Annotated in this window: 20 protein-coding genes; 9 read left to right on the forward strand and 11 right to left on the reverse strand. The window is 71.9% G+C overall.

Features of this window, described 5'->3' with window-relative positions; translation table 11 throughout:
* Positions 1-162: 162 nt before the first annotated feature.
* Positions 163-1,383 carry an amino acid deaminase/aldolase gene (locus ACZ4XD_RS19755; protein ID WP_468043718.1) on the forward strand — a complete coding sequence of 407 codons (1,221 nt, stop codon included), beginning with the start codon at positions 163-165 and terminating at the stop codon, positions 1,381-1,383.
* A 42-nt stretch (positions 1,384-1,425) separates the two neighbouring features.
* Here the strand turns inward: ACZ4XD_RS19755 and ACZ4XD_RS19760 are convergent, their stop codons facing one another.
* The 4 genes from ACZ4XD_RS19760 to ACZ4XD_RS19775 all read right to left on the reverse strand — a co-directional run bounded on the left by ACZ4XD_RS19760 (position 1,426) and on the right by ACZ4XD_RS19775 (position 6,445).
* Positions 1,426-2,697 (reverse strand): HAD family hydrolase, encoded by a 1,272-nt coding sequence (locus tag ACZ4XD_RS19760; RefSeq protein ID WP_468043720.1) that lies wholly within the window; start codon positions 2,695-2,697, stop codon positions 1,426-1,428.
* 112 nt (positions 2,698-2,809) lie between these two features.
* Positions 2,810-3,595, reverse strand: coding sequence for a 3-oxoacyl-ACP reductase (locus tag ACZ4XD_RS19765; RefSeq protein WP_018087741.1), 786 nt, complete (start codon positions 3,593-3,595; stop codon positions 2,810-2,812).
* A 92-nt stretch (positions 3,596-3,687) separates the two neighbouring features.
* Complete coding sequence (locus ACZ4XD_RS19770; RefSeq protein ID WP_468043722.1) at positions 3,688-5,067, reverse strand: aldehyde dehydrogenase family protein; 1,380 nt, start codon at positions 5,065-5,067, stop codon at positions 3,688-3,690.
* A 10-nt stretch (positions 5,068-5,077) separates the two neighbouring features.
* Positions 5,078-6,445, reverse strand: a complete 1,368-nt coding sequence (locus ACZ4XD_RS19775; RefSeq protein ID WP_468043724.1) for a glutamine synthetase family protein — start codon at positions 6,443-6,445, stop codon at positions 5,078-5,080.
* A 73-nt stretch (positions 6,446-6,518) separates the two neighbouring features.
* Between ACZ4XD_RS19775 and ACZ4XD_RS19780 the strand changes: the two genes are divergently transcribed.
* The 3 genes from ACZ4XD_RS19780 (at position 6,519) to ACZ4XD_RS19790 (ending at position 9,652) form a co-directional block, all read left to right on the forward strand.
* Complete coding sequence (locus ACZ4XD_RS19780; protein WP_468043726.1) at positions 6,519-7,250, forward strand: FadR/GntR family transcriptional regulator; 732 nt, start codon at positions 6,519-6,521, stop codon at positions 7,248-7,250.
* A gap of 132 nt (positions 7,251-7,382) precedes the next feature.
* Positions 7,383-8,849: an ethanolamine permease gene (gene eat / locus ACZ4XD_RS19785; protein ID WP_468043728.1), complete on the forward strand. Its 1,467-nt coding sequence runs from the start codon at positions 7,383-7,385 to the stop codon at positions 8,847-8,849.
* A 104-nt stretch (positions 8,850-8,953) separates the two neighbouring features.
* Positions 8,954-9,652 (forward strand): gamma-glutamyl-gamma-aminobutyrate hydrolase family protein, encoded by a 699-nt coding sequence (locus tag ACZ4XD_RS19790; RefSeq protein ID WP_042157101.1) that lies wholly within the window; start codon positions 8,954-8,956, stop codon positions 9,650-9,652.
* Positions 9,653-9,675: 23 nt separating this feature from the next.
* On the opposite strand, the gene ACZ4XD_RS19795 is transcribed toward ACZ4XD_RS19790, so the two are convergent.
* Complete coding sequence (locus ACZ4XD_RS19795) at positions 9,676-10,608, reverse strand: LysR family transcriptional regulator (RefSeq protein WP_468043730.1); 933 nt, start codon at positions 10,606-10,608, stop codon at positions 9,676-9,678.
* A gap of 86 nt (positions 10,609-10,694) precedes the next feature.
* Between ACZ4XD_RS19795 and ACZ4XD_RS19800 the strand changes: the two genes are divergently transcribed.
* On the forward strand, positions 10,695-11,840 hold the full coding sequence (locus tag ACZ4XD_RS19800) for a TDT family transporter (RefSeq protein WP_468043732.1): 1,146 nt from the start codon (positions 10,695-10,697) through the stop codon (positions 11,838-11,840).
* Positions 11,841-11,910: 70 nt separating this feature from the next.
* On the opposite strand, the gene ACZ4XD_RS19805 is transcribed toward ACZ4XD_RS19800, so the two are convergent.
* The 4 genes from ACZ4XD_RS19805 to ACZ4XD_RS19820 all read right to left on the reverse strand — a co-directional run bounded on the left by ACZ4XD_RS19805 (position 11,911) and on the right by ACZ4XD_RS19820 (position 17,150).
* On the reverse strand, positions 11,911-12,648 hold the full coding sequence (locus ACZ4XD_RS19805) for a helical backbone metal receptor (protein WP_468043734.1): 738 nt from the start codon (positions 12,646-12,648) through the stop codon (positions 11,911-11,913).
* A 52-nt stretch (positions 12,649-12,700) separates the two neighbouring features.
* Positions 12,701-13,141, reverse strand: coding sequence for a hypothetical protein (locus ACZ4XD_RS19810; RefSeq protein ID WP_468043736.1), 441 nt, complete (start codon positions 13,139-13,141; stop codon positions 12,701-12,703).
* A gap of 246 nt (positions 13,142-13,387) precedes the next feature.
* A complete protein-coding gene (locus ACZ4XD_RS19815) occupies positions 13,388-15,988 on the reverse strand; it encodes an ABC transporter permease/substrate binding protein (RefSeq protein ID WP_468043738.1) in 2,601 nt (866 codons plus the stop codon).
* On the reverse strand, positions 15,981-17,150 hold the full coding sequence (locus ACZ4XD_RS19820; RefSeq protein ID WP_468043740.1) for a quaternary amine ABC transporter ATP-binding protein: 1,170 nt from the start codon (positions 17,148-17,150) through the stop codon (positions 15,981-15,983). Before ACZ4XD_RS19820 ends, ACZ4XD_RS19815 begins: the two co-directional genes overlap by 8 nt.
* 227 nt (positions 17,151-17,377) lie before the next feature.
* On the opposite strand from ACZ4XD_RS19820, the gene ACZ4XD_RS19825 reads away from it, so the two are divergent.
* Complete coding sequence (locus ACZ4XD_RS19825; RefSeq protein WP_468043751.1) at positions 17,378-18,292, forward strand: 5'-3' exonuclease; 915 nt, start codon at positions 17,378-17,380, stop codon at positions 18,290-18,292.
* 49 nt (positions 18,293-18,341) lie between these two features.
* Positions 18,342-19,199, forward strand: a complete 858-nt coding sequence (locus ACZ4XD_RS19830) for a siderophore-interacting protein (protein WP_468043742.1) — start codon at positions 18,342-18,344, stop codon at positions 19,197-19,199.
* Positions 19,200-19,346: 147 nt separating this feature from the next.
* On the opposite strand, the gene ACZ4XD_RS19835 is transcribed toward ACZ4XD_RS19830, so the two are convergent.
* A complete protein-coding gene (locus ACZ4XD_RS19835) occupies positions 19,347-20,009 on the reverse strand; it encodes a MerR family transcriptional regulator (RefSeq protein ID WP_468043744.1) in 663 nt (220 codons plus the stop codon).
* Positions 20,010-20,195: 186 nt separating this feature from the next.
* Here ACZ4XD_RS19835 and ACZ4XD_RS19840 point away from each other — a divergent pair, with 186 nt between their 5' ends.
* The gene (locus ACZ4XD_RS19840) at positions 20,196-21,149 is read left to right on the forward strand and encodes a hypothetical protein (RefSeq protein ID WP_468043753.1); all 954 of its coding nucleotides are present in this window, start codon (positions 20,196-20,198) and stop codon (positions 21,147-21,149) included.
* Positions 21,146-21,631, forward strand: a complete 486-nt coding sequence (locus ACZ4XD_RS19845; protein WP_468043746.1) for an ABA4-like family protein — start codon at positions 21,146-21,148, stop codon at positions 21,629-21,631. The genes ACZ4XD_RS19840 and ACZ4XD_RS19845 overlap by 4 nt, the downstream gene beginning before the upstream one ends.
* On the opposite strand, the gene ACZ4XD_RS19850 is transcribed toward ACZ4XD_RS19845, so the two are convergent.
* Positions 21,628-21,993, reverse strand: coding sequence for a VOC family protein (locus ACZ4XD_RS19850; protein WP_468043748.1), 366 nt, complete (start codon positions 21,991-21,993; stop codon positions 21,628-21,630). The two genes, ACZ4XD_RS19845 and ACZ4XD_RS19850, sit on opposite strands and share 4 nt — an antisense overlap.
* Positions 21,994-22,161 lie beyond the last annotated feature (168 nt).

The following is a 22,161-nucleotide window of genomic DNA, read 5'->3' on the forward strand; positions in this document are numbered from 1 at the left end:
CAATCGGGGCACGGTGGTTCGTATCCGGACAACACGCCGCTGACCTGCTGGTTGCGGTGTCGAGCCACTGTAAGGGCTGGCGCCGTCGGTGCTCCAACCCCTGTCCGCTCTGTCGCAATCTCTCCCCTACCCAGTGGTAGTGGGGTCTGGCAGGCTGCGGCCATGCCCCCGTACACATCCGGCGCGGATGCCGACAAAGCCGCCTACGACCGGGCCACCGCCTCCCTCGACGCCCCGCTCGCCGTCGTCGACCTGCGGGCCTTCGACGCCAACGCCGCCGATCTGGTGCGCCGCTCCAGGGGCAAGCCGATCCGGGTGGCGAGCAAGTCCGTGCGCTGCCGGGCGCTGCTGGAACGGGTACTGGCGCGGGACGGCTTCGCGGGGATCATGAGCTTCACGCTCGCCGAGTCGCTGTGGCTGGCGCGCTCGGGCTTCCGGGACGTCCTGCTGGCGTATCCGTCGGCGGACCGGGCGGGCTTCGCCGAACTGACCGCCGAGCCCGGGCTCGCGGCCGCGGTGACGGTGATGGTCGACGACCCGGTGCAGCTGGATCTCATCGACGCCGCCCGGCCGTCCGGCGGGGCGGGCGAGGAGGTGCGGGTGTGCCTGGAACTGGACACCTCCTACCGGCTGCTGGGCGGGAAGGTGCGGGTCGGCGCCCGCCGCTCCCCCCTGCGGACGCCCGACCGACTGGCCGCGCTGGCCCGGTCGGTGGTGCGCCGCCCCGGGTTCCGGCTGGTGGGGCTGATGGCGTACGAGGGGCATGTGGCGGGGGTCGGTGACGAGGTCGCCGGCAAGCCGGTGTTCTCGCGGACGATCCGGGTGATGCAGGCGGCGGCGCGCAAGGAGCTGGCGCAGCGGCGCTGGGCGGCCGTCCGGGCGGTGCGGGAGGTGGCGCCGCGGCTGGAGTTCGTCAACGGCGGCGGCACGGGCAGTGTGCAGCACACCGCGGCGGAGGCGGCGGTCACCGAGATCGCGGCCGGGTCGGGACTGTATGTGCCGCGGCTGTTCGACAACTTCCGTTCGTTCAGCGGGCGTCCGGCGGCGCTGTTCGCCCAGCCGGTGGTGCGCCGGCCGGGCCCCGGGGTGGTGACGGTGCTGGGCGGCGGCTATCCGGCGTCGGGGGTGGCGGGCCCGGACCGGCTGCCGGTTCCGTATCTGCCCGCCGGGCTGCGCTACGACCCGCAGGAGGGGCCCGGCGAGGTGCAGACCCCGCTGCTGGGGCCGGCCGCGGACCGGCTGCGGATCGGCGACAAGGTGTGGTTCCGGCACGCGAAGGCCGGTGAGCTGTGTGAGCGGTTCTCCGCGCTGCACCTGATCGACGGGGACCGGGTGGTGGACACGGTGCCGACGTACCGGGGGGAGGGGCACGCCTTCCTGTGAAGGCGCGCCCCTCGTCCGGTCGTTGCCGTCAGCTTGTTGCCGTCAGCCGTGGACGCGGTCCTGCTGGTCGGGCACGATGCTGCCGTCCGGGCGGCGGACCGGGCCCAGGGTGCCGTCCGGCCGGGTGTAGCCGGTGGTCGCGCACGGGTACGGGTCGGCCTGGCGCTTCTTCGGCTCGATGAACATCGGGTTGACCAGCCAGCGGTGGTCGGCGTTGTCGTACGCCCGGCACATCAGCTCGGGCTTGTTGCGGTTGATGGCCAGGTGCCCCGCGGTGGCGTCACCGACGAAGGTCACGTCCGTCTCGGCGTCGCCCGCGGCGAAGGCGGGACGGTGTGCCCGGTCCTGCTGCTGCCAGGCCTTGGCGCCCTTGACGTGGAAGATCTCCTGGTTGATCCAGCAGCGCTTGCCGTCCATGTACGTCAGGACCTCGCCCTGGGTGTCCTTGACGTCGCCGCAGCCCTGAACGCCCGTGGTGAGCTTGCCGTCACGGACGAGGTTGCGGATGCCGATGGTGTGGTGGCGGTCGATGCCCACCCCGGGCGCCCAGGCCCGTACCAGCGGCTCGGCCGACGCGGAGACGATGTAGACGTCGAAGCCGGCCTTCTGGAGGGTGCCGATGAGGTCGCGCTGCTGGTCGTAGTAGCGGACGTACCCCTCCATCGTGTGCGTGCCGACCTTCTGCTCCGACCCGATCGGCGCGGCGAGGCTCTCGGCGCGCGCGGCGCGGGCGTAGCCGGTCAGCCGCGCCGGGCTGTGACCGGCGAACAGCTGGGTGATCCAGACGTATTCGGGAACCGTGCGGCGGTGGTTCCAGGTGCCGGTGAACGCGGTCTTGCCGGTGGAGGTCTTGGCGTCCTGGTAGATGTCGAGGATCTCGTCGGTGCAGCCGGTGTCCGTCGACGTCGGCAGCGGCCGGCCGACCGGTACGGACGTGCCGCAGGCCTTGGTCAGCGCGCGGGCGGCGTCATCCGTCATCCACTTGTTGGTGGCCTTCCAGCTCGCGGGGCGCAGCACCTTGTCGTGGCGCAGCATCCAGGCCAGCGTGGCGTCGGAGATGTCGTTCTTGACGACGGTGTTGTCCCAGTCGAAGGTCGCGACCGGACGCGCGCCCCCGGTTCCCGAGCAGCTGCCGCTCTCGTCGATCATCTTCTGCAGCTTGGCACGGTTGTCGCCGTACCAGCCCTTGGTCACATGGAGGGTGGGGCAGTGGCGCGGGTTCGGGCCCGCCGTGGCCGTCTGAGCGACCGCCACCCCGCCACCCAGAACCGCGAGGGCGGCACCCGCCGCCAGCCAACGACGCTTGTTGCGCATGGATCACACTCCTGTCGAACGAAGAACCGAAGCCGGACGCTAGCGCATGGTGGCCGGGCGTCGTGTGACGTCCGGCCACCGGGGCGCTGATGTGGAGGTGAACGGCGGGTGGTTAGAGCGGGGTGACGTACGCGCCCGCGATGCCTCCGTCGACCAGGAACTCGGCGGCGTTGACGAACGAGGAGTCGTCGCTGGCGAGGAAGGCGACCGCGGAGGCGATCTCCTCGGGCTCGGCGAACCGGCCGACCGGGACGTGCACCAGACGGCGCGCGGCGCGCTCGGGGTCCTTGGCGAACAGCTCCTTCAGCAGCGGGGTGTTGACCGGCCCCGGGCACAGGGCGTTGACCCGGATGCCCTCGCGGGCGAACTGCACGCCCAGTTCGCGGGACATGGACAGCACGCCGCCCTTGGAGGCGGTGTAGCTGATCTGGGAGGTGGCGGCGCCCATGACGGCCACGAAGGACGCGGTGTTGATGATGGAGCCGCGGCCCTGGCGCTGCATGTACGGCAGTGCGTGCTTGCAGCAGAGGTAGACCGAGGTGAGGTTGACCTCCTGGACGCGCTTCCAGGCGTCCAGGCCGGTGGTGAGGATCGAGTCGTCGTCGGGCGGGGAGATCCCGGCGTTGTTGAAGGCGATGTCGACCGAGCCGTAGGTGTCGAAGGCGGTCTTGTAGAGCGCCTCGACCTGCTCGGAGTCGGTCACATCGACCTGGACGTAGGTGCCGCCGACCTCTTCGGCGGCGGCCTTGCCCGCCACTTCGTCGATGTCGGCGCAGACGACGTTGGCGCCTTCGGAGGACAGTCGGCGGGCGGTGGCCAGTCCGATGCCGCTGCCGGCTCCGGTGATCACGGCGGTACGGCCGACGAGGCGGCGGCAGACTGCGGTCTGGTCGGTCACTTGGCGGGCCTTTCTTCGGTACGGGCAGTGCGGGCGGTGCGGGCGGTGCGAGCTGTCCGGGCGGACCCGGAAGCGGCCGGCGTTCCGGGGAATCACTCCCCGGGGGTGGCGGCCTCGGTGTTGATGAAGACGTTCTTGGTCTCGGTGAAGGCGGTCAGTGCGTCCGGGCCCAGCTCACGGCCGAGTCCGGACTGCTTGAACCCGCCGAAGGGGGTCCAATACCGCACACTGCTGTGGGAGTTGACGGAGAGATTGCCGGCCGCGACGGCGCGCGAGACCCGCAGCGCCCGGCTCACGTCACGGGTCCACAGCGAGCCGGACAGACCGTAGTCGGTGTCATTGGCGATCCGGACCGCCTCGGCCTCGTCATCGAAGGGGAGGACGACCGCGACCGGGCCGAAGATCTCCTCGACGGCCGTACGGTCGCCGGGGCGCCCCTCCAGGACGGTGGCCGGGTACCAGAAGCCCTTGCCGGCGGGGGCCTCGCCGCGGATTGCGGCCGGGGCGTCCTCGGGGACGTAGGACCGTACCCGCTCGCGCTGGGCGGCGGAGATCAGCGGACCCATCTGGGTGGCGGGATCGGCCGGGTCACCGACGGTGAACGCCTTGACCGCGGGCTCCAGCAGCTCCATGAAGCGGTCGTACACGGAGCGCTGGACGAGGATGCGGCTGCGGGCGCAGCAGTCCTGGCCGGTGTTGTCGAGGAAGGAGCCGGGGGCGGCGGCCGCGGCGGCCTCGATGTCGGCGTCGGCGAAGACGATATTGGGGCTCTTGCCGCCGAGTTCGAGGGTGAGCCGCTTGGTCTGAGTGGCACAGCGGGCGGCGATCTGCCGGCCGGTGGCGGTGGAGCCGGTGAAGACGACCTTGGCGACGCCGGGGTGGTCGACCAGGACGGTGCCGGTGACCGGCCCCTCGCCGGGCAGGACCTGGAAGAGGCCCTCGGGGAGCCCGGCCTCCAGGGCCAGCTCGGCGAGCCGGAGCGCGGTGAGCGGGGTGGTCTCGGCGGGCTTGAGGAGGACCGCGTTGCCGGCCGCGAGCGCGGGGGCGGTGCCCCAGGCGGCGATCGGCATCGGGAAGTTCCAGGGGGCGATGACGGCGACGACGCCGAGCGGCTCCTGGATGGTGATGTTCAGTCCGCCCGCCACCGGGATCTGGGTGCCGGTCAGCCGCTCCACTCCCCCGGCGGCGTAGTGCAGCAGATCGCGGACGTTGCCCGCTTCCCACCGGGCGTTGCCCAGCGGGTGGCCGGCCTCCTTGAGTTCGAGTTCGGCGAGCGGGTCGAGGTGGGCGTCGACGACCTCGGCGAACCGGCGCAGGATCCGGGCCCGGTCGCCGGGTGCCACGGCGGCCCAGGCCTCCTGGGCTCCGGCCGCCCGCCGGACCGCGGCGTCGACCTCTTCCGGGGAGGTGGTGGGAACGGTGGCCACCACTTCCTCGGTGGCCGGGTTGATGATCTTCAGCTCGTGCAGCACGGGTGGTTCCTTACATGCGCTCGAAGGAGCGGAAACGCTCCCAGTCCGTGACGGCGGCGTCGTAGGCGTCCTGCTCGACGCGGGCCATGTGGCGGTAGTGGTCGACGACCTCGTCGCCGAACGCCGCCCGGGCGATCGGGCTCTGATCCCACAGCTCGGCGGCCTCGCGCAGGGTCGTGGGGACATGGGCGGCGTCGCCGGTGTAGGCGTTGCCGGTGGTCGCCTCGGGGAGCTCCAGCTCGTGCTCTATGCCGTACAGCCCCGCCGCGACCATGCCGGCGACCGCGAGGTAGGGGTTCACATCGCCGCCGGGCAGCCGGTTCTCCAGGCGGTGGGCGCGGCCGTGGCCGACCACCCGCAGGGCGCAGGTGCGGTTGTCGGGGCCCCAGGCGACGGCGGTGGGCGCGAAGGAGCCGGGGCGGAAGCGCTTGTAGGAGTTGATGTTGGGCGCGTAGAGGAGGGTGAAGTCACGCATCGCGGCGACCTGGCCCGCCAGGAAGTGCTGCATGGTCTTCGACATGCCGTACGGGCCGTCGTCGTCGGCCAGCACCGGCCGCCCGTCCGCGTCCTGGAGCGAGAGGTGGATATGACAGGAGTTGCCCTCGCGCTCGTCGTACTTCGCCATGAAGGTGAGCGACATGCCCTCCTGGGCGGCGATCTCCTTGGCGCCGGTCTTGTAGATCGCATGCTGGTCGCAGGTGGTGAGCGCCTCGTCGTAGACGAACACGATCTCGTGCTGGCCGAGGTTGCACTCGCCCTTGGCGGACTCGACGGTCATGCCGGCCGCGCCCATCTCGTTGCGGATCCGGCGCAGCACGGGTTCGACGCGGCCGGTGCCGAGGACGGAGTAGTCGCCGTTCCACTGGTTCGCGGGGTTCATCTCGCGGTAGCCGCGGGACCAGGCGTCCTCGTAGGAGTCCTTGAAGAGCATGAACTCCAGCTCGGTGCCGGCGTAGGCGCTCCAGCCCCGCTCGGCGAGCCGGTCGAGCTGGCGGCGCAGGATCTGCCGGGGCGAGGCGACGACCGGGGAGCCGTCGTGCCAGGCGAGGTCCGCGGTGATCAGGGCGGTGCCGGCGTTCCAGGGGGTGCGGCGCAGGGTGCCGGGGTCGCCGTGCATGGCGAAGTCGCCGTAGCCACGTTCCCATGAGGACATGGCGTAGCCCTCGACGGTGTTGAGGTCGACGTCGACGGCGAGGAGGTAGTTGCAGCCCTCCGTACCGTGGTCGAGGACGGTGTCGAGGAAATATCGGGCCGCGAACCGCTTGCCCTGGAGCCTGCCTTGCATATCGGTGAAGGCGAGGACGACAGTGTCGATCTCCCCGGCGTCGACGAGGACTCTGAGCTCCTCGACGGAGAGTGGGGGCGTGCGGTCTGCCACGGTATTGCCTCCTGTCACTGCATCCGGAGGTCATAAGGTAGGCACACGAACCATTGATTGGGAAGGGGTATCGATGGAGAGTGCGGCTGATCGGCTGGCACCGGTGCTGCGGCCGGTGCGCGCGGGCAACGGTTTCGAGGAAGCCCTGGAGCAGATACTCCAGATCGTCCGGCTCGGCCTGGTGCCCCAGGGTGAACGGCTGCCCGCGGAACGGGAGTTGGCCGAGCGGCTGCAGATCAGCCGGGTCACCCTGCGCGAGGTGCTGAAGGTACTCCAGGACGAGGGCCTGGTGGAGAGCCGGCGCGGGCGCTACGGCGGCACGTTCGTCCGGGTGCGCACGGAGAACCACGGCGAGGCCGAGCTGCGGCGCCGGATCGAGAAGGTCGACGTCGAGGACACCCTGCGCTTCCGGGAGGTGCTGGAGGTGGGTGCGGCCGGGCTGTGCGCCGCCCACGGGCTGACCGACGCGCAGAGCGACCGGCTGCGCACGGCGCTCGCGGCGACCCAGGACGCCCCGCTCGCCGACTACCGCAGGCGGGACACCCTGCTGCATCTGACGCTCGCGGAGCTGTCCGGCTCACCGTCGCTGGCGGCGCAGTACGCGGCGGTCCGGGCCCGCGTGAACGATCTCCTGGACTGCATTCCGCTGCTGGTCAGGAATCTGGAGCACTCCCAGACCCAGCACACCGCGCTGGTCGAGGCGGTACTGGAGGGCGATGCGGACGGGGCGCGCGAGGTGATGCGGGAGCACTGCTGCGGGACCGCGGCGCTGCTGCGCGGCTTCCTGACCGCTCCGTCACCCTGAGCACCCGTACGGGGACGGTGCGCGCGTGTTCACCATTCTTTTACGTACAGGTCTTGCGCTGCGCCGACCCGGCAGCAAAGGTATGCGGCTAAACCTTTGCTCGTTATCCCCTCGGCGAGGCAGGAGCGGCTCATGGCCGACAACACGGAAACGCAGACCGCACCGCCCGGGTCCGCGGGCGCCACATCCCCCGACGAGACCTATCTGGAGCGGCGGACGCTGCGCCGGGGCAGCGCGGGGCCCCTGCTGCTGACCGGCCTGGGCGTCGCCTATGTCGTCTCCGGCGACTTCTCCGGATGGAACAACGGTCTGGCGCAGGGCGGCTTCGGCGGCCTGGCGATCGCCGCCGTCCTGATGGGCCTGATGTACACCTGTCTGGTCTTCGCGCTGGCGGAGCTGGCCTCGATCCTGCCGACCGCGGGCGGCGGCTACGGCTTCGCCCGACGCGCCCTGGGCACCTGGGGCGGCTTCCTGACCGGCACCGCGATCCTGATCGAATATGTGCTGGCGCCCGCCGCGATCTCCATCTTCATCGGTGACTACGTCGAATCGCTCGGCCTGTTCGGTCTGCACTCCAGCTGGCCGGTCTATCTCGCCTGCTTCGCGATCTTCATCGGCATCCATCTGTGGGGCGTGGGCGAGGCACTGCGCTTCAGCCTGATCGTCACCGCCATCGCGGTCGCCGCGGTCGTCGTCTTCGCGATCGCCGCACTGACCGACTTCCATGTCGACTCGCTCAACGACATCCCCGTCAAGGCCGGCGCCTTCGGGGCCAACTCCTGGCTGCCGTTCGGCATCCTGGGGATCTGGGCGGCCTTCCCGTTCGGTATGTGGTTCTTCCTGGGCGTCGAGGGCGTCCCGCTGGCGGCCGAGGAGACCAAGGACCCGGCCCGTTCGCTGCCCAAGGCGATGGCCGCCGCGATGGGCATCCTGCTGGTGCTCGCCCTGATCACCTTTGTCGCGGCGACCGGTGCGCGCGGCTCGGCGGCGATCCAGTCGGTGGGCGATCCGCTGGTCCAGGCGCTCCAGCCGGACGGCAAGCCGACCACCGTCAGCCGGATCGTCAACTACGCGGGGCTCGCGGGCCTGGTGGCGTCCTTCTTCTCCCTGATCTTCGCCGGTTCCCGCCAGCTCTTCGCGCTCTCCCGGGCCGGCTATCTGCCCCGCTTCCTCTCCCTGACCAGCCGCCGCAAGGCCCCCTACCTGGGCCTGCTGGTGCCCGGCGCGCTGGGCTTCGCGCTGGCCGCGGCCACCGGCGACGGCGCCCGGATGCTCAATGTCGCCGTCTTCGGCGCCACCATCTCCTATGCGCTGATGGCGCTCTCGCACATCGTGCTGCGCCGTCGCGAGCCCGGCCTGCCCCGCCCCTACCGCACCCCCGGCGGCATGCTGACCTCGTCGGTCGCCTTCGTCCTGGCCTGCTCGGCGCTGGTGGCGACCTTCCTGGTCGACAAGGAAGCCGCCTTCATCGCCCTCGGCGTCTACGTCGTGGCGCTCGCCTACTTCGCCTTCTACTCCCGGCACCGGCTGGTGGCCGCGGCCCCCGAGGAGGAGTTCGCGGCGCTGGCGGCGGCGGAGGCGGAGCTCGAACGCACCTGACCGGAACCCTCGGGACACGCCCCACGGCCGGCCGGGACCTCCCGGCCGGCCCCGGCCGTCCCCGCACCGCACCCACCCCCCATACGCACGGAGGACCACACCCCATGTCCCAGCCCCTCATCGGCATCAGCACCTACCAGGAAGAGGCCCGGTGGGGGGTCTGGTCGCTGCCCGCCGCGCTGGTGCCCGCCGGGTACCCCAAGCTGGTGCAGCGCTCGGGCGGGCTGGCCGCGCTGCTGCCGCCGGGCGATCCGGCCACCGCCGCCGCGGCCGTCGCCCGCCTGGACGGTCTGGTGATCGCCGGCGGCGCGGACGTCCAGCCGGCGCGCTACGGCGCCGAGCCGCACCCCAGGACCGGCCCGCCCGCCCTGGACCGGGACGCCTGGGAACTGGCCCTGATCGAGGCCGCGTTGGCGGGCGGCGTCCCGCTGCTGGGCATCTGCCGCGGGCTCCAGCTGCTGAACGTGGCGCTGGGCGGCTCCCTCATCCAGCACCTCGACGGGCACGCCGGAGCGCCCGGGGTCTTCGAACAGCACGAGATCAAGCCGGTCCCCGGGACGCTGCTGGGCCGTACCCTCCCCGAACCGGTCGCCGTGCCGACCTACCACCACCAGGCCGTGGACCGGATCGGCCGCGGGCTGCTGGCCTCGGCGTACGCGGAGGACGGCACCATCGAGGCACTGGAACTCCCGGGCGCCTACGGCTTCGCGCTGGCGGTGCAGTGGCACCCGGAGGCCGGGGACGACACCCGGGTGATGGACGCGCTGGTCGCGGCGGCACGCGGGGCGTCCCCGGCGGAGTGAGACCGGCCGGGCCGGCCCCGGCCTCAGGGCGTGCCGCGGGTCAGCCCGAGCAGGTCGCGGGCCGGGCCCGCGGGCCGCTGACCGGTGGGCCACACGGCGCGCAACTCCCGGCCCAGACGCAGTCCGCGCACCGGAATCTCCACCAGCCGGCGCGCGGTCAGCTCCTCACCGACGGCGAGTTCGCTGAGCACGGACGGCGCCGCCTCGCTCACCACCGCCGCCTTCACCGCCGTGGTGGAGGCGAGTTCCAGCAGCGGTTCGGCCAGGCCGCCGTGCCGGGCGAGCGCCGCGTCCAGCACCTGGCGGGTCCCCGAACCGCGCTCGCGCAGGATCAGCGGGGTGGCGGCCAGTTCGGCGGCGGTCAGCTCGGTACGGCGCCGGGACCAGGGGTGGGACGGCGCGGCGACCACGATCAGCCGGTCCTGCCCGATCACCGTCCCGTCCAGCCCCGCCGGCACCTCCAGCCCCTCGACGAAACCGAGATCCGCCGCGCCGCCCAGCAACCGCTCGGCCACCGCACTGGAGTTGCCCGCCAGCAGCGAGACGGCGGTGCCGGGCCGCTGGGCGCGCAGGGCGATCAGCCAGCCCGGCAGCAGGTACTCGGCGATGGTCATGCTGGCCGCGACCCGCAACCGGGAATCGCGCCGCCCGCGCAGCGCCTGCGCCCCCGCGTCGAACGCCTCGGCCGCCTCCACCACCCGCCGCGCCCAGTCCGTGACCAGCGCACCGGCATCCGTCAGCCGGGAGCCGCGCGGCGAGCGCTCCACCAGCGCCACCCCCAACTGCCGCTCCATCGACCGGATACGGCTGCTGGCGGCGGGCTGGGTGATGCCCCGCGCCCGGGCGGCCCGCCCCAGACTCCCGAGCCGGGCGACGGCGAGCAGCAGCTCCAACGCGCCGAGATCCGGGACCCGGTGCGCCAGCGATACGGCGACGGACTCGTCCTCAGCACCCATAAATCCCCCTGCACATAACCCCAGCTTATGCCCTCATAGACAGCGGGTCCCTGGTGGCGGCCGTCCGCGGCGGCAAGGCTGTTCTCATGGCAACCCTCGCGCAAGCACCTTCCCGCACCGGCGCCCCGGCCCCCGGCGCCCCCCGCCCCCCGGCCCGGGCCTCGGTCCGTCATCTCGGGCCGAACTGGTACGCCGCCGTCATGGGCACCGCGATCGTCGCCAACGCCGGTGCGGTCCTGCCGTTCACCGGCCCCGGGGTGCGCACCGGGTACCAGGCGGTCTGGGCGCTGTCCGTGCTGATGCTGCTGACGCTGCTGGCCGCCAGAACCGTGCACTGGGTCCGCCACGGCGACCAGGCACGCCGCCAGCTGCTGGACCCGGCCGTCGCCCCGTTCTACGGCTGCCTCGCCATGGCCCTGCTGGCGGTCGGCGGCGGCACGCTCGCGGTGGGCCGGGACGTCATCGGCACACCGGCCGCGGTGGCCGCCGACGCCGTCCTGTGGACCGTGGGCACCCTGACCGGACTGGTGGGCGCCGCGGCCCTCCCGTATCTGATGGTGACCCGGCACCGGATCGAGCCCGGCAGCGCCTCCCCCGTCTGGCTGCTGCCGCTGGTCGCCCCGATGGTCTCGGCGGCGCTCGGCCCGGCGCTGGTGCCGCAGCTGCCGGCCGGCCAGTGGCAGCGGGCCCTGCTGTTCGGCTGCTACGCCCTGTTCGGCATGTCGCTGCTGGCCACGCTGCTCGTCCTGCCGCTGGTGCTGTCCCGGCTGATCCACCACGGCCCGCTCCCCCTGGCGCTCACCCCCACGCTGTTCCTCGTCCTCGGCCCGCTCGGCCAGTCCACCACCGCGGTGAACAACCTCGCCGACGCCGCACCGGGCGTCGTGGACCCCGCCACCGCACACGCCATGGGCGCCTTCGCGGTGCTCTACGGCGTCCCGGTGACGGGTTTCGCACTGCTCTGGCTGGCGCTCGCCACCGCGATGGTGCTCCGCGCCGTCCGCCGGGGCATGGGCTTCTCGATGACCTGGTGGGGCTTCACCTTCCCCCTGGGGACCTGCGTCACGGGCGCGGCCGGCCTGGCCCGGCACACCGGTCTGAACGCCTTCGGCTGGCTCGCCGCGGCGCTGTTCGCGGCCCTCGTGACGGCGGTGGCGGTGGCCGGCACCCGCACTGCCGTGGGCCTGGCCCGCGGCCGGCTGCCGGCCCCGCCCCGGCCGGTCACGCCGTAGGGTGCGCCGTTCCGTTCAGGGGCTCGCGGGGACCGGCACGCAGACTCCCCCCCCAGCCGACCCCGCGCCCTCACCGGGCCCCGGCCAGCGCCTGTGCCAGCTCGGCCGGGGCCGTCACCAGCGACGGCCCGTACCAGGTCAGACTGCGGCCGCTGACCAGTGCGGCGGGCAGGCCGGGGAACGCCTCGGGGCCGTCCTCGGCGCTGAAGCGATAGGGCTCGTCGGGCAGCACCACGAGATCGGCGGCCCCGGCGTTGAGCTCGTCGAGCGGGATACGGGGATAGCGCTCGGTGTGGTCCGCGTACCGGTTCCGTACGCCCAGACGGGACAGGACATCGCCGGCGAAGGTGTCCCGGCCCAGCACCATCCACGGCCGGCGCCAGACCGGCACCACCGCCGTATGCTCCGCCGCCGGGGCCGGCAGCTCGCGCCAGGCGGCCTCGGCGGCGTCCAGCCACGCGGGCCGGGGCAGTCCGCAGCCGGTCACCAGCACCCGCGCCAGTTCGCGCCACGCCTGGTCCAGCGTCCGCACCTCGGTGACCAGGACGGTGAGCCCGGCGGACCGCAGCGCGGCCAGGTCCTGCGGGCGGTTCTCCTCCTCGTTCGCGATCACCAGCTCCGGTGCCAGTGCCGCGATCCGGCCGACGTCGGGATTCTTGGTGCCGCCGATACGGGGGACGTCGAGCCCGGCGGGGTGGCTGCACCAGTCGGTGACCCCGACCAGCAGCTCGGGCGCGCTCGCCGCCACCGCCTCGGTGAGGGAGGGCACCAGGGACACCACGCGCCGGGGGGAACGCTGACCGGTCATCCGCTCACGGTACGCACCCGCCCCCGAGCGGCCGGCACCCGCGGCCCGGTGCTCAGGACCGTCCGCCGACCGTGCGCCGCAGCCAGAACGCGGCCCCCGCGGCGAGCGCCAGCAGCGCCAGACCGCCCGCCGCCTGGGCGGCGCTCAGCCCCTCGACCCGGCCGTCGCGCACCGTGACGGTCTCGGTGAAGCTCGCCCCGCCCGACGCACAGTGGATGGTGACCGGGTAGCGGCCCGGCGCGGCCCCGTCGGCGACCCGGGCCTGGGCACCCATCCCGCCCTCCCCCGGCCGCAGCACCACCGGGCCGAACAGCCGCGACGACACCCGCGCCGCACCGTCCCGAGCACACTGCCCGCCGTCGCTGATACGCACCCGTTGCCCGGCCACCACCGGATCGGGCTCGACCCGGGCGACGGCGGTGGGCGCGGCGAGCCCCAGGACGGTGAGGCCGAGCAGGGCGACGGCGGCGGAATGCGCGGGCTTCACGATCATCTCCTTCGCCGGCCGCGACCACGGCGGCCCCGCAGGAAAAACGGGCACACAGCAGAGCGAACCACCTGTCCCACCCCGCCGCGCAGCAAACGCCGCCGGTCGGGTGATCCACCGCTGCCGTGCCGCACCGGCCTCGCGCAGCAATGAGCCCCGCCACCCGGCAACTGCCGGGGACGGGGCTCACCGCACCACAGGGGCGATACGGCCGCGCGGCGCGGAGCCGCGCGAACTACGCGCCCGGTCCGCCTACTTCACCGGCGCCATCTTGTCGACGATGCCCGGATGGTCGGCGATCCACTTCTCGACGCCCTTGTTCTCGTTGCCCTTACCGGCGTCCTGGATGTCCTGCTCCAGGCTGCCGAGCTCGTCGGCGCTCATCTTCCAGTTCTTCAGCCAGCCGTGGAACTCCGGGAACTTCTCCGGGAAGCTCTTGTTGCCGAGCGTCTTGATCTGGTTGTTGGCGCCCCAGGTGCCCTTGGGGTCCTTGAGCTTGGTGAGCTTGTACTTGCTGTAGGCCCAGTGCGGCGACCACAGCACCACCGCGACCGGCTCCTTCTTGTGGTACGCCCGGTCCAGCTCCGTCAGCATCGCGCTGGTGCCGGCCGAGGTGACCTCGAAGTCCTGCAGGCCGTACGCGGGAGCGACGGTGTCCTTGAGGCGCTTCATCTCGCCGGTGCCCGGCTCAATCCCGATGATCTTGCCCTGGAACTCGTCCTTGTGCTCCCGCAGATCGTCCAGGGTCTTCACACCCTTGACGTAGGACGGCACCGCGATCTCCAGCGAGGTCTTGTCGTACCAGGCCCCGACGTCGACCAGATCCTTCTTGTACTTGTCCCAGTACTGCTTCTGCGCGACCGGCAGCCAGCCGTCCGTCTCCACGTCGATCTGGCCGGTGGACAGTCCCGTCCACATCGGTCCGACATCGAGGTTGCGGATGTTCGGCTGGTAGCCGCGCTTCTCCAGGACGTTCTTCCACAGGTACGTGGTGGCGATGCCCTCGTCCCACGCGGGGTAGCCGATGTTCGGTGCCTTGCCGGCGTCCTTGCCCTTGGCGTACGAGGCGTCGGCGGACGGGGCGACCTTGTCGACCAGACCGGGGTGCTTCTTCAGCCAGGTGCGCACACCGTCCTGCTCATGGCCCTCACCGGCGCTCTTGATGTCGTTCTCAAGGCTGGTGAGCTGCTTCTCGTCCAGGTGGAAGTTCTTCATCCACTTGGCGACCTCGGGCTCGTCCTTGGCGAAGCCCTTGCGGCCCAGCAGGTGCAGGCCGTCACCGGAACCGAAGGAGCCCTTGGGGTCCTTGAGCTTGGTGAGCGGGTACTTGTCGTACGCCCAGTGCGGCGACCACAGCGTGACCGCGATCGGCTTCTTGGCGTGCACGGAGCGGTCCAGCTCGCTGAGCATGGACGCGGTGCTGGACTCCTGGACCTTGTACTCGCCGCCCAGGCCGTAGTCCTTGAGGACCTTGTCCTTGAGGATCTTCATCTCGCCGGCGCCCGGCTCGATACCGGTGATCTTGCCGCCGAGCTCGCCGCCCTTGCCCTTGAGGTCGTCGAGGGTCTTGACGCCCTTCATGTAGGACGGGACCGCGATCTCCAGGGAGGTCTTGTCGTACCAGGTCCCGAGGTCTTCCAGCTTGTTCTGGTACTTCTTCCAGTACGAGGCGTGGGTGGTCGGCAGCCAGGCGTTGGTCTGTACGTCGATGTCACCACGGGCCTGGCCGGCGAACAGCGGGCCGGCCTCCAGGGCCTGGACCTTGGGCTGGTAACCGCGCTCCTCCAGGATTTCCTTCCAGAGGTACGTGGTGGCCTTGCCCTCGTCCCAGTTGACGTAGCCGAGGCTGATCGGACGGCCGTTGCCGCCGCCGGCCTGGCCGCCGCCCTTGCCCGTCATGCCCATCCCGCCGGCGAGCAGCGCCAGCACCACGATGCCGGCCATGGCCACGGAGGTGGCGGGCCGCCAGTGCAGGAACTTCCACCCGCCGAGCGCCGCCTGCGCCTTGGCCAGCGCCCGCCGGCCGAGCGGGGAGACCCGCTGGTTGAGCGCGCCGGTCATCCGGTCCAGGTACATGGCGAGGATGACGACCGCGATGCCACCCTCGGCGCCCAGCGCCACATCGACCGAGCTGATCGCGTTGTAGACGGACCCGCCGAGACCGCCGCCGCCGACCATGCCGGCGATGACGACCATGGACAGCGCCAGCATGATGACCTGGTTGATACCGGCCATGATCGTGGGCAGTGCCAGCGGCAGCTGGACGCGGAAGAGCGTGCGCCGCGGGTGGGTGCCGAACGCCTCGGCCGCCTCGACCAGTTCCGCGTCGACCTGCCGGATGCCGAGTTCGGTCATCCGGACCGCGGGCGGCATGGCGAAGACGATGGTGGCGACGATGCCGGGCACGACACCGAGACCGAAGAAGAGGATGCCCGGGATGAGGTAGACCATCGCCGGCATGGTCTGCATCAGGTCCAGGACCGGACGCAGCACCCCGCCGACGAGCCGGCTGCGGGCCGCCCAGATACCGAGCGGCACCGCGACCACCACGGTGATCAGGCAGGCCACCAGCACCAGGGACAGCGACTCGATGGTCGGGCCCCACTGCTCGACCGAGTCGATCAGCGCGAAGCCGAGGAAGGTGAGCGCGGCGGCCGGCAGACCGCGCAGCCACCAGGCGAGCACCGCGAGGATGCCGGCCAGCAGCAGCGGTTCAGGCCCGGACAGCACCGTGTGAATCGCGTCGTAGAGGCCGTTCAGCACCTTCGTGATGAGGGTGAAGAGCCAGTCGAGGTTGTCGCGCAGCCAGTTGACGGCGCCCTCGGCCCAGCTGCCTATCTGGATCCTAGGCACCGGCGATCACCTTGTCCTCGGGCTCGTTGTCCCCGGGCGCCTCGGCGGAGGTCTTCACCAGAGGCTGTGCGGGGAGGGCGGGGGTCGCGTCCTGCTCCGCGGGCTCGCCGAGCACCGCGAGCAGCCGCTCGGCCGGTACGGCACCGACCAGCGCACCCTGCGCGTCCGTCACCGCGACCGGCACGCTGCTGGCCGAGCACGGCGCGAACAGCTCCACCAGCGGGGTGTCGACATCGACGGTCGCCGGAGCCGCGGCGCGGAACTCCGCTGCCGTGCCGAGCTTTCCGCCGTCCGGCGCGGTGCTGCCGAGCACCGTGCCGACCTCGGCCATGACCGCACCGGCGGTCAGCACCCTGCTGCGGTCCACGTCCTGGATGAAGGAGGCGACGTAGTCGTTGGCGGGCCGGACGAGGATGTCCTCGGCGCTGCCGATCTGCACGATCTGCCCGTCCCGCATCACCGCGATCTTGTCGCCGAGGCGCATCGCCTCGTTGAGGTCGTGGGTGATGAAGACGATGGTCTTCTTCAGGGTCTTCTGGAGTTCGAGCAGCTGGTCCTGCATATCGCGCCGGATCAGCGGGTCGAGCGCGCTGAAGGACTCGTCCATCAGCAGCAGATCGGCATCGGTGGCCAGCGCCCTGGCCAGGCCCACCCGCTGCTGCATACCGCCGGACAGCTCGTCGGGCCAGGACTTCTCCCAGCCCTTGAGCCCGGTGAGTTCCAGTGCCTCGGTGGCGCGCCTGGTGCGCTCGGCGCGGGGGACGCCCTGCACCTCCAGGCCGTAGGCGGCGTTCTCCAGCACACTGCGGTGCGGGAAGAGCGCGAAGTGCTGGAAGACCATGGAGATCTTCTCGGAGCGGACCTTGCGCAGTTCCTTGTCGCTGAGCGAGGTGAGGTCCTGGCCGTCGATCCGGACGGTTCCGGCGGTCGGCTCCAGCAGCCCGTTGAGCATGCGCAGCAGGGTGGACTTACCGGACCCGGACAGACCCATGACGACGAAGATCTGGCCCTCGTCGACCTCGATCGACGCGTCGATCACCGCCGCTGTGGTGCCTTCGGCCCGCAGCTCGTCCCGGCTCGCGCCGGCTTCGAGCTTGCGGACCGCGTCCTCGGGTCGTCTGCCGAACACCTTGTACAGATGCTCGGCTTGCAGCCTGGACACATGTGCCTCTCTTGTTGTGTGGAGAACGTCCTGCCACCCCCGTAGCAAGGTCGTGGAGCGGCGCGGGATCGGCCCGCGTTTACCGGTCGAATAGTTGAATCCCGACCTGGTCCGCTCCGGGTCCGCGTCTGCCCCTCTTTATCTGGCTCAAACACAACGGTGAGCCAGCTCACATCTGTGTGACGTATGGGGCATACGGCAAGATGCGGGATGTGACTCGACGCCTGATGCTCCTCGACACCGCCTCGCTCTACTTCCGCGCCTATTTCGGGGTACCGGAATCAGTCAAAGCTCCGGACGGCACCCCGGTGAACGCGGTGCGCGGACTGCTGGACTTCATCGCCCGGCTCGTCCAGGACCACCACCCCGATGACCTGGTCGCCTGCATGGACTTCGACTGGCGCCCCCAGTGGCGGGTCGATCTGATCCCCTCGTACAAGGCGCACCGGGTCGCCGAGGAGGCCCCGGCCGGGTCAGCGGAGTCCGACGAGGAAGAGATCCCCGACACCCTCTCGCCGCAGGTCCCGGTCATCGAGGAGGTCCTGGACGCCCTGGGCATCGCCCGCATCGGAGCGGACGGCTACGAGGCCGACGACGTCATCGGCACCCTGACCGCACAGGCCACCGGCCCGGTGGACATCGTCACCGGCGACCGCGACCTCTTCCAGCTCGTCGACGACCGGCGCGGCATCCGCATCCTGTATCCGCTCAAGGGCGTCGGCACCCTCCAGGTCACCGACGAGGCCCTGCTGCGGGAGAAGTACGGGGTGGACGGCCCCGGCTACGCCGATCTGGCGCTGCTGCGCGGTGACCCCAGTGACGGCCTGCCCGGCGTCCCGGGGATCGGCGAGAAGACCGCCGCCAAACTGCTGGCCACCTACGGCGATCTGGCGGGCATCATGGCCGCCGCCGACGACCCCGCCTCGAAGGTGACCCTCGCCCAGCGCAAGCGGCTGCTGGAGTCGCGCCCGTACGTGGCAGTCGCCCCGAAGGTCGTGAAGGTGGCCACCGATGTGCCGGTGCCTGCCGTCGACCACACCCTGCCCGTCGAACCGGCCGACCCGGAGCGCCTGGAAGCGCTCGCCGCCCAGTGGGGCCTCGGCGGCGCCCTCCAGCGGCTGCTCCTCACACTCCGCCGGTGAACTGTTAGGTTAGGTATACCTAATAACCTTGGCGTCAGGGGAGATTGCCGTGGCAGCAGAGCGTCCGTCCCGCAAGAAGCCCGCCGTGCACCGCGCCCTGGTGCGGCGGACCGAGCAGCTCACCCCGCACATGGTCCGGGTGGTGCTGGGCGGTGAAGGGCTGGCGGAGTTCACCGCGGGCGAGTACTCCGACCATTACGTCAAGCTGGTCTTCCCGCGGCCCGGCGTCACCTACCCCGAGCCGTTCGACATCGCGCGGATCCGCGAGGAGTTCCCGCGCGACCAGTGGCCCAGCACCCGTACGTACACCGTCCGCGCCTGGGACGCCGTGACCCGCGAGCTGTCCCTGGACTTCGTGGTGCACGGCGACGAGGGCCTGGCCGGGCCCTGGGCGGCCGCGGCACGGCCGGGCGACGAGATCTTCCTGCTCGGCCCCGGCGGCGCCTACGTCCCGGAGGCCGCTGCCGACTGGCATCTGCTGGCGGGCGACGAGAGCGCCCTGCCGGCCATCGCGGCCTCGCTCGCCCGGATACCCGCGGGGGTGCCGGTGCACGCCTTCATCGAGGTGGCGGGCCCGGAGGAGCGCCAGGAGCTGGACGCGCCGGCCGACGCCGAGATCAGCTGGCTGTACCGCGGCGGCGCCCCGGTCGGCCGCGAACTGGTCGCCGCCGTCCGGGCGTTGGACTTCCCGTCCGGCCGGGTCCAGGCGTTCGTGCACGGCGAGGCAGGCTTCGTGAAGGAACTGCGGCGGCTGCTCCGCGTCGAGCGCGAGATCCCCCGCGAGGCCCTGTCCATCTCCGGCTACTGGCGCACCGGCCACGACGAGGACGGCTGGCAGGCCGCCAAGCGCGACTGGAACCAGCAGGTCGAGGCCGAACAGGAGCCCGCCGCGGCGGCGGCTTCCTGACGCGGCGGAGCCATTCGGGCCCTTCCCTGCGAGTGCCACGGGGAAGGGCCCGCTGCCGTACGGGGGGGCCGGGAGAGGCGGGGCCGACCTGGAGTTGGCCGCGGCCGGCGCCGTGCTCCCACCGGCACTCCGGCCGCACCGCGCGCCCTAACGGCCCCCCGTCCCCTCACCCCCCGCCCCCTCCGCGAGACTCTCGAACCTGCGGGCCGACGCCTCCACATGCGCGAGCCGACGCATCGCCGAGAGGACCGCGTCCCCCAGGACGGTCCCCACCACGACGCTCTCCACCAGCCCGTCGACCTCGGCATTGCGCCCGGCCCACGCCAGATCGGCGGCGGCGACCTGCTCACAGGCCTCGGCGTAGTCGTCCACGACCTCCTCGAAATCGCCGTGCGCGATACCCCGGAGGGTGGCCAGTGCGACGGCCAGCTTCTCGAAGGACGGATTCTCCGGCCCGACCCGCCAGCCACGGCGGCGGATCACCTCCGCGACCGTCCGCCGCGCCTCCGCCATCCCCTCCGGCGCGGCGGCCGTCCGCGGGGTGATCGCCTCCTGCGCCGCGCCGAGGACCTCGTGCACCGACTCCTCCGGTGAGTCGACGGCGGCCAGCACGTCCCGCACGGCCGAGACCGAGAGCCCCCCGACGTCGATCATCCCCCTGATCAGCCGCAGCCTGCGCACATGACCGGCGTCGTAACTGGCCTGGTTCGGGCTGGTCAGCCGGCCCGCGGGCAACAGCCCCTCGCGGACGTAGTACTTGATCGTCGGGATCGCGACCCCCGTCTCGCGACTCAACTCCCCGATGCGCATCTGCCGCCCTTCCCCTCGCCGGGGCCCTGTCCCCGGCGCTCCGAATGACCGGGCGCCCGCACCCGGCCTTGCCATTCCGCTCCCCATCATAGATAGTCCAGCTATCAGATAGCAGCAAGCGCCACTATCTACTCACGGGGGATCCCTATGTCCAGATACCGCTCACTGCTCGCCTTCTCCTGGACGATGGCCGGGCTCGCCGTCGTCGCGGCGGCCGGCCTGATCGTCGACGACCGGGTCCTGGTCGGCGCGCCTATCTGGCTCAAACCCTTCAAGTTCGCGGTCTCCTTCGCCGTCTACGGGCTGACGCTGGCCTGGATGCTGTCCCGGCACGCACCCCCGAGCCGGACCGGGCGGTGGGCCGCACACACCGTCGTGGTGACCGGCACCATCGAGATGGCGATCATCACCGGCCAGACCATCCGCGGCCGGCGCAGCCACTTCAACATCGAAACCCCGCTGGACCAGGGCCTGTTCCTCACCATGGGCCTCACCATCGCCGTCCTGTGGGTGGCCACCCTCGTCATCGCGGTCCTGCTCTTCCGCGCCCGCCTGGATGACCGCGCCGCGACCTGGGCCATCCGGCTCGGACTGCTGCTCGCCCTGGCCGGATTGCTGCTCGGCGGCCTGATGGCCATGCCCACACCGGAGCAGCAGGCGGCGGGCGCGCTGCGCACCCTCGTCGGCGCGCACGGCGTCGGCGTCCCCGACGGCGGCCCCGCCATGCCGCTGACCGGCTGGAACACCACCGGCGGCGATCTGCGTATCCCGCACTTCCTCGGCATGCACGCCCTTCAGGGGCTGCCGCTCTTCCTCTACGCGATCGAGGCCCTGTCCGGCCGCCGCCCCCGGCTGCGGGACGAGCGGATACGCCTCCGTCTGGTGCTGGTCGCGGCCGGCTGGACCACCGCGCTGCTGGCACTGGTGACCTGGCAGGCCCTGCGCGGCCAGGCCCTGATCCACCCGGACGGCGCGACACTCGGCGCCCTCGCGGCCCTCACCGCGGCCACGGCGGCCGGCACCTTCGCCGCACTACGACGCCCCGGCAGCGGGACCGACCCCGGAACCCCGCCCTCGCCCGCAGCCACCACCGCCGAGACCGCCCAACCTCACCACCCCGCACAGGAGTTGCCGGCATGACCACCCCCACCCTCTTCGACCTGGCCTTCACCCTCGCGGCGCCGTTCTGGGCACTGCTGATCCTGGCCCCGGGGTGGCGCTGGACCGACCGGATCGCCGCCTCCCCACTGCCGATGGTGCCGGTGCTCACGGTCTATCTCGCCCTGGCCGTCCCGGTGTTCCCGCAGCTGTGGGCCGCCGTCAGCCGCCCCGATCTGGCGGGGTTCCAGGAGCTGGTGCGGCTCGGCGGCGGAGCGGGCGCGATCTGGGCGCAGGTGATCGCCTGGGACCTCTTCCTGGGACAGTGGATGTACCGCGAGGCCCGGGAGCTGAGCATCCATCCCCTGGTGATGGGACCACTGCTCCTGCTCACCGTGCTGCTCTCCCCCCTCGGCGCCCTCCTCTTCCTCCCCCTCCGCGCGGCCGCCCGCCGCCGCCTCCGCCGGCCCGGCCTCACACCGCCGTGGCACCCGGCCCCGACCACTGCGGGACAGCGCCCCTAGGGCGTATGACAGACCGCCTCGACGTTGTTGCCGTCGAGGTCACGCACGAAGGCCCCGTAATAGGACTCGTGGTACTGAGGCCACAGCTGTGGTGCGTGCAGGGACTCGCCGCCGGCCTCGACGACAGCGGCATGGAAGGCGTCGACGGCCGCCCGGTCGGGCGCCGCGAAGGCGAGGTGCACCTCACGGGCGGGCCTGGCGTCGGTCGCGGGGACGAGCCAGAGCGTGTGCCCGCTGGTGCCGAAGCTGATGAACTCGCCGAATTCCTTGGTCCGTTGGGCCCCGAGCGGGGCGAGGGCACGGTCGTAGAAGGCCGCGCTCGCAGGAACGTCCGCCACCTGAATCGCAATGTGATCAATCATGCCGCCAGCGTTCCACCGGAGCGGGAAATCGGCGCGGGATTTTCCGGCGCCCACAGCGGTCGGGGGGGGGGCCCCCCCGACAGGGGGGGGAGACGCCCCCAACCCCCCGGCCCGCCTTGGCCCCCCTTTTCTCCCCCCCAACCAGCCAAACACAAACCCACACAATAC

This window comes from Streptomyces sp. NPDC029466 (assembly GCF_055574515.1).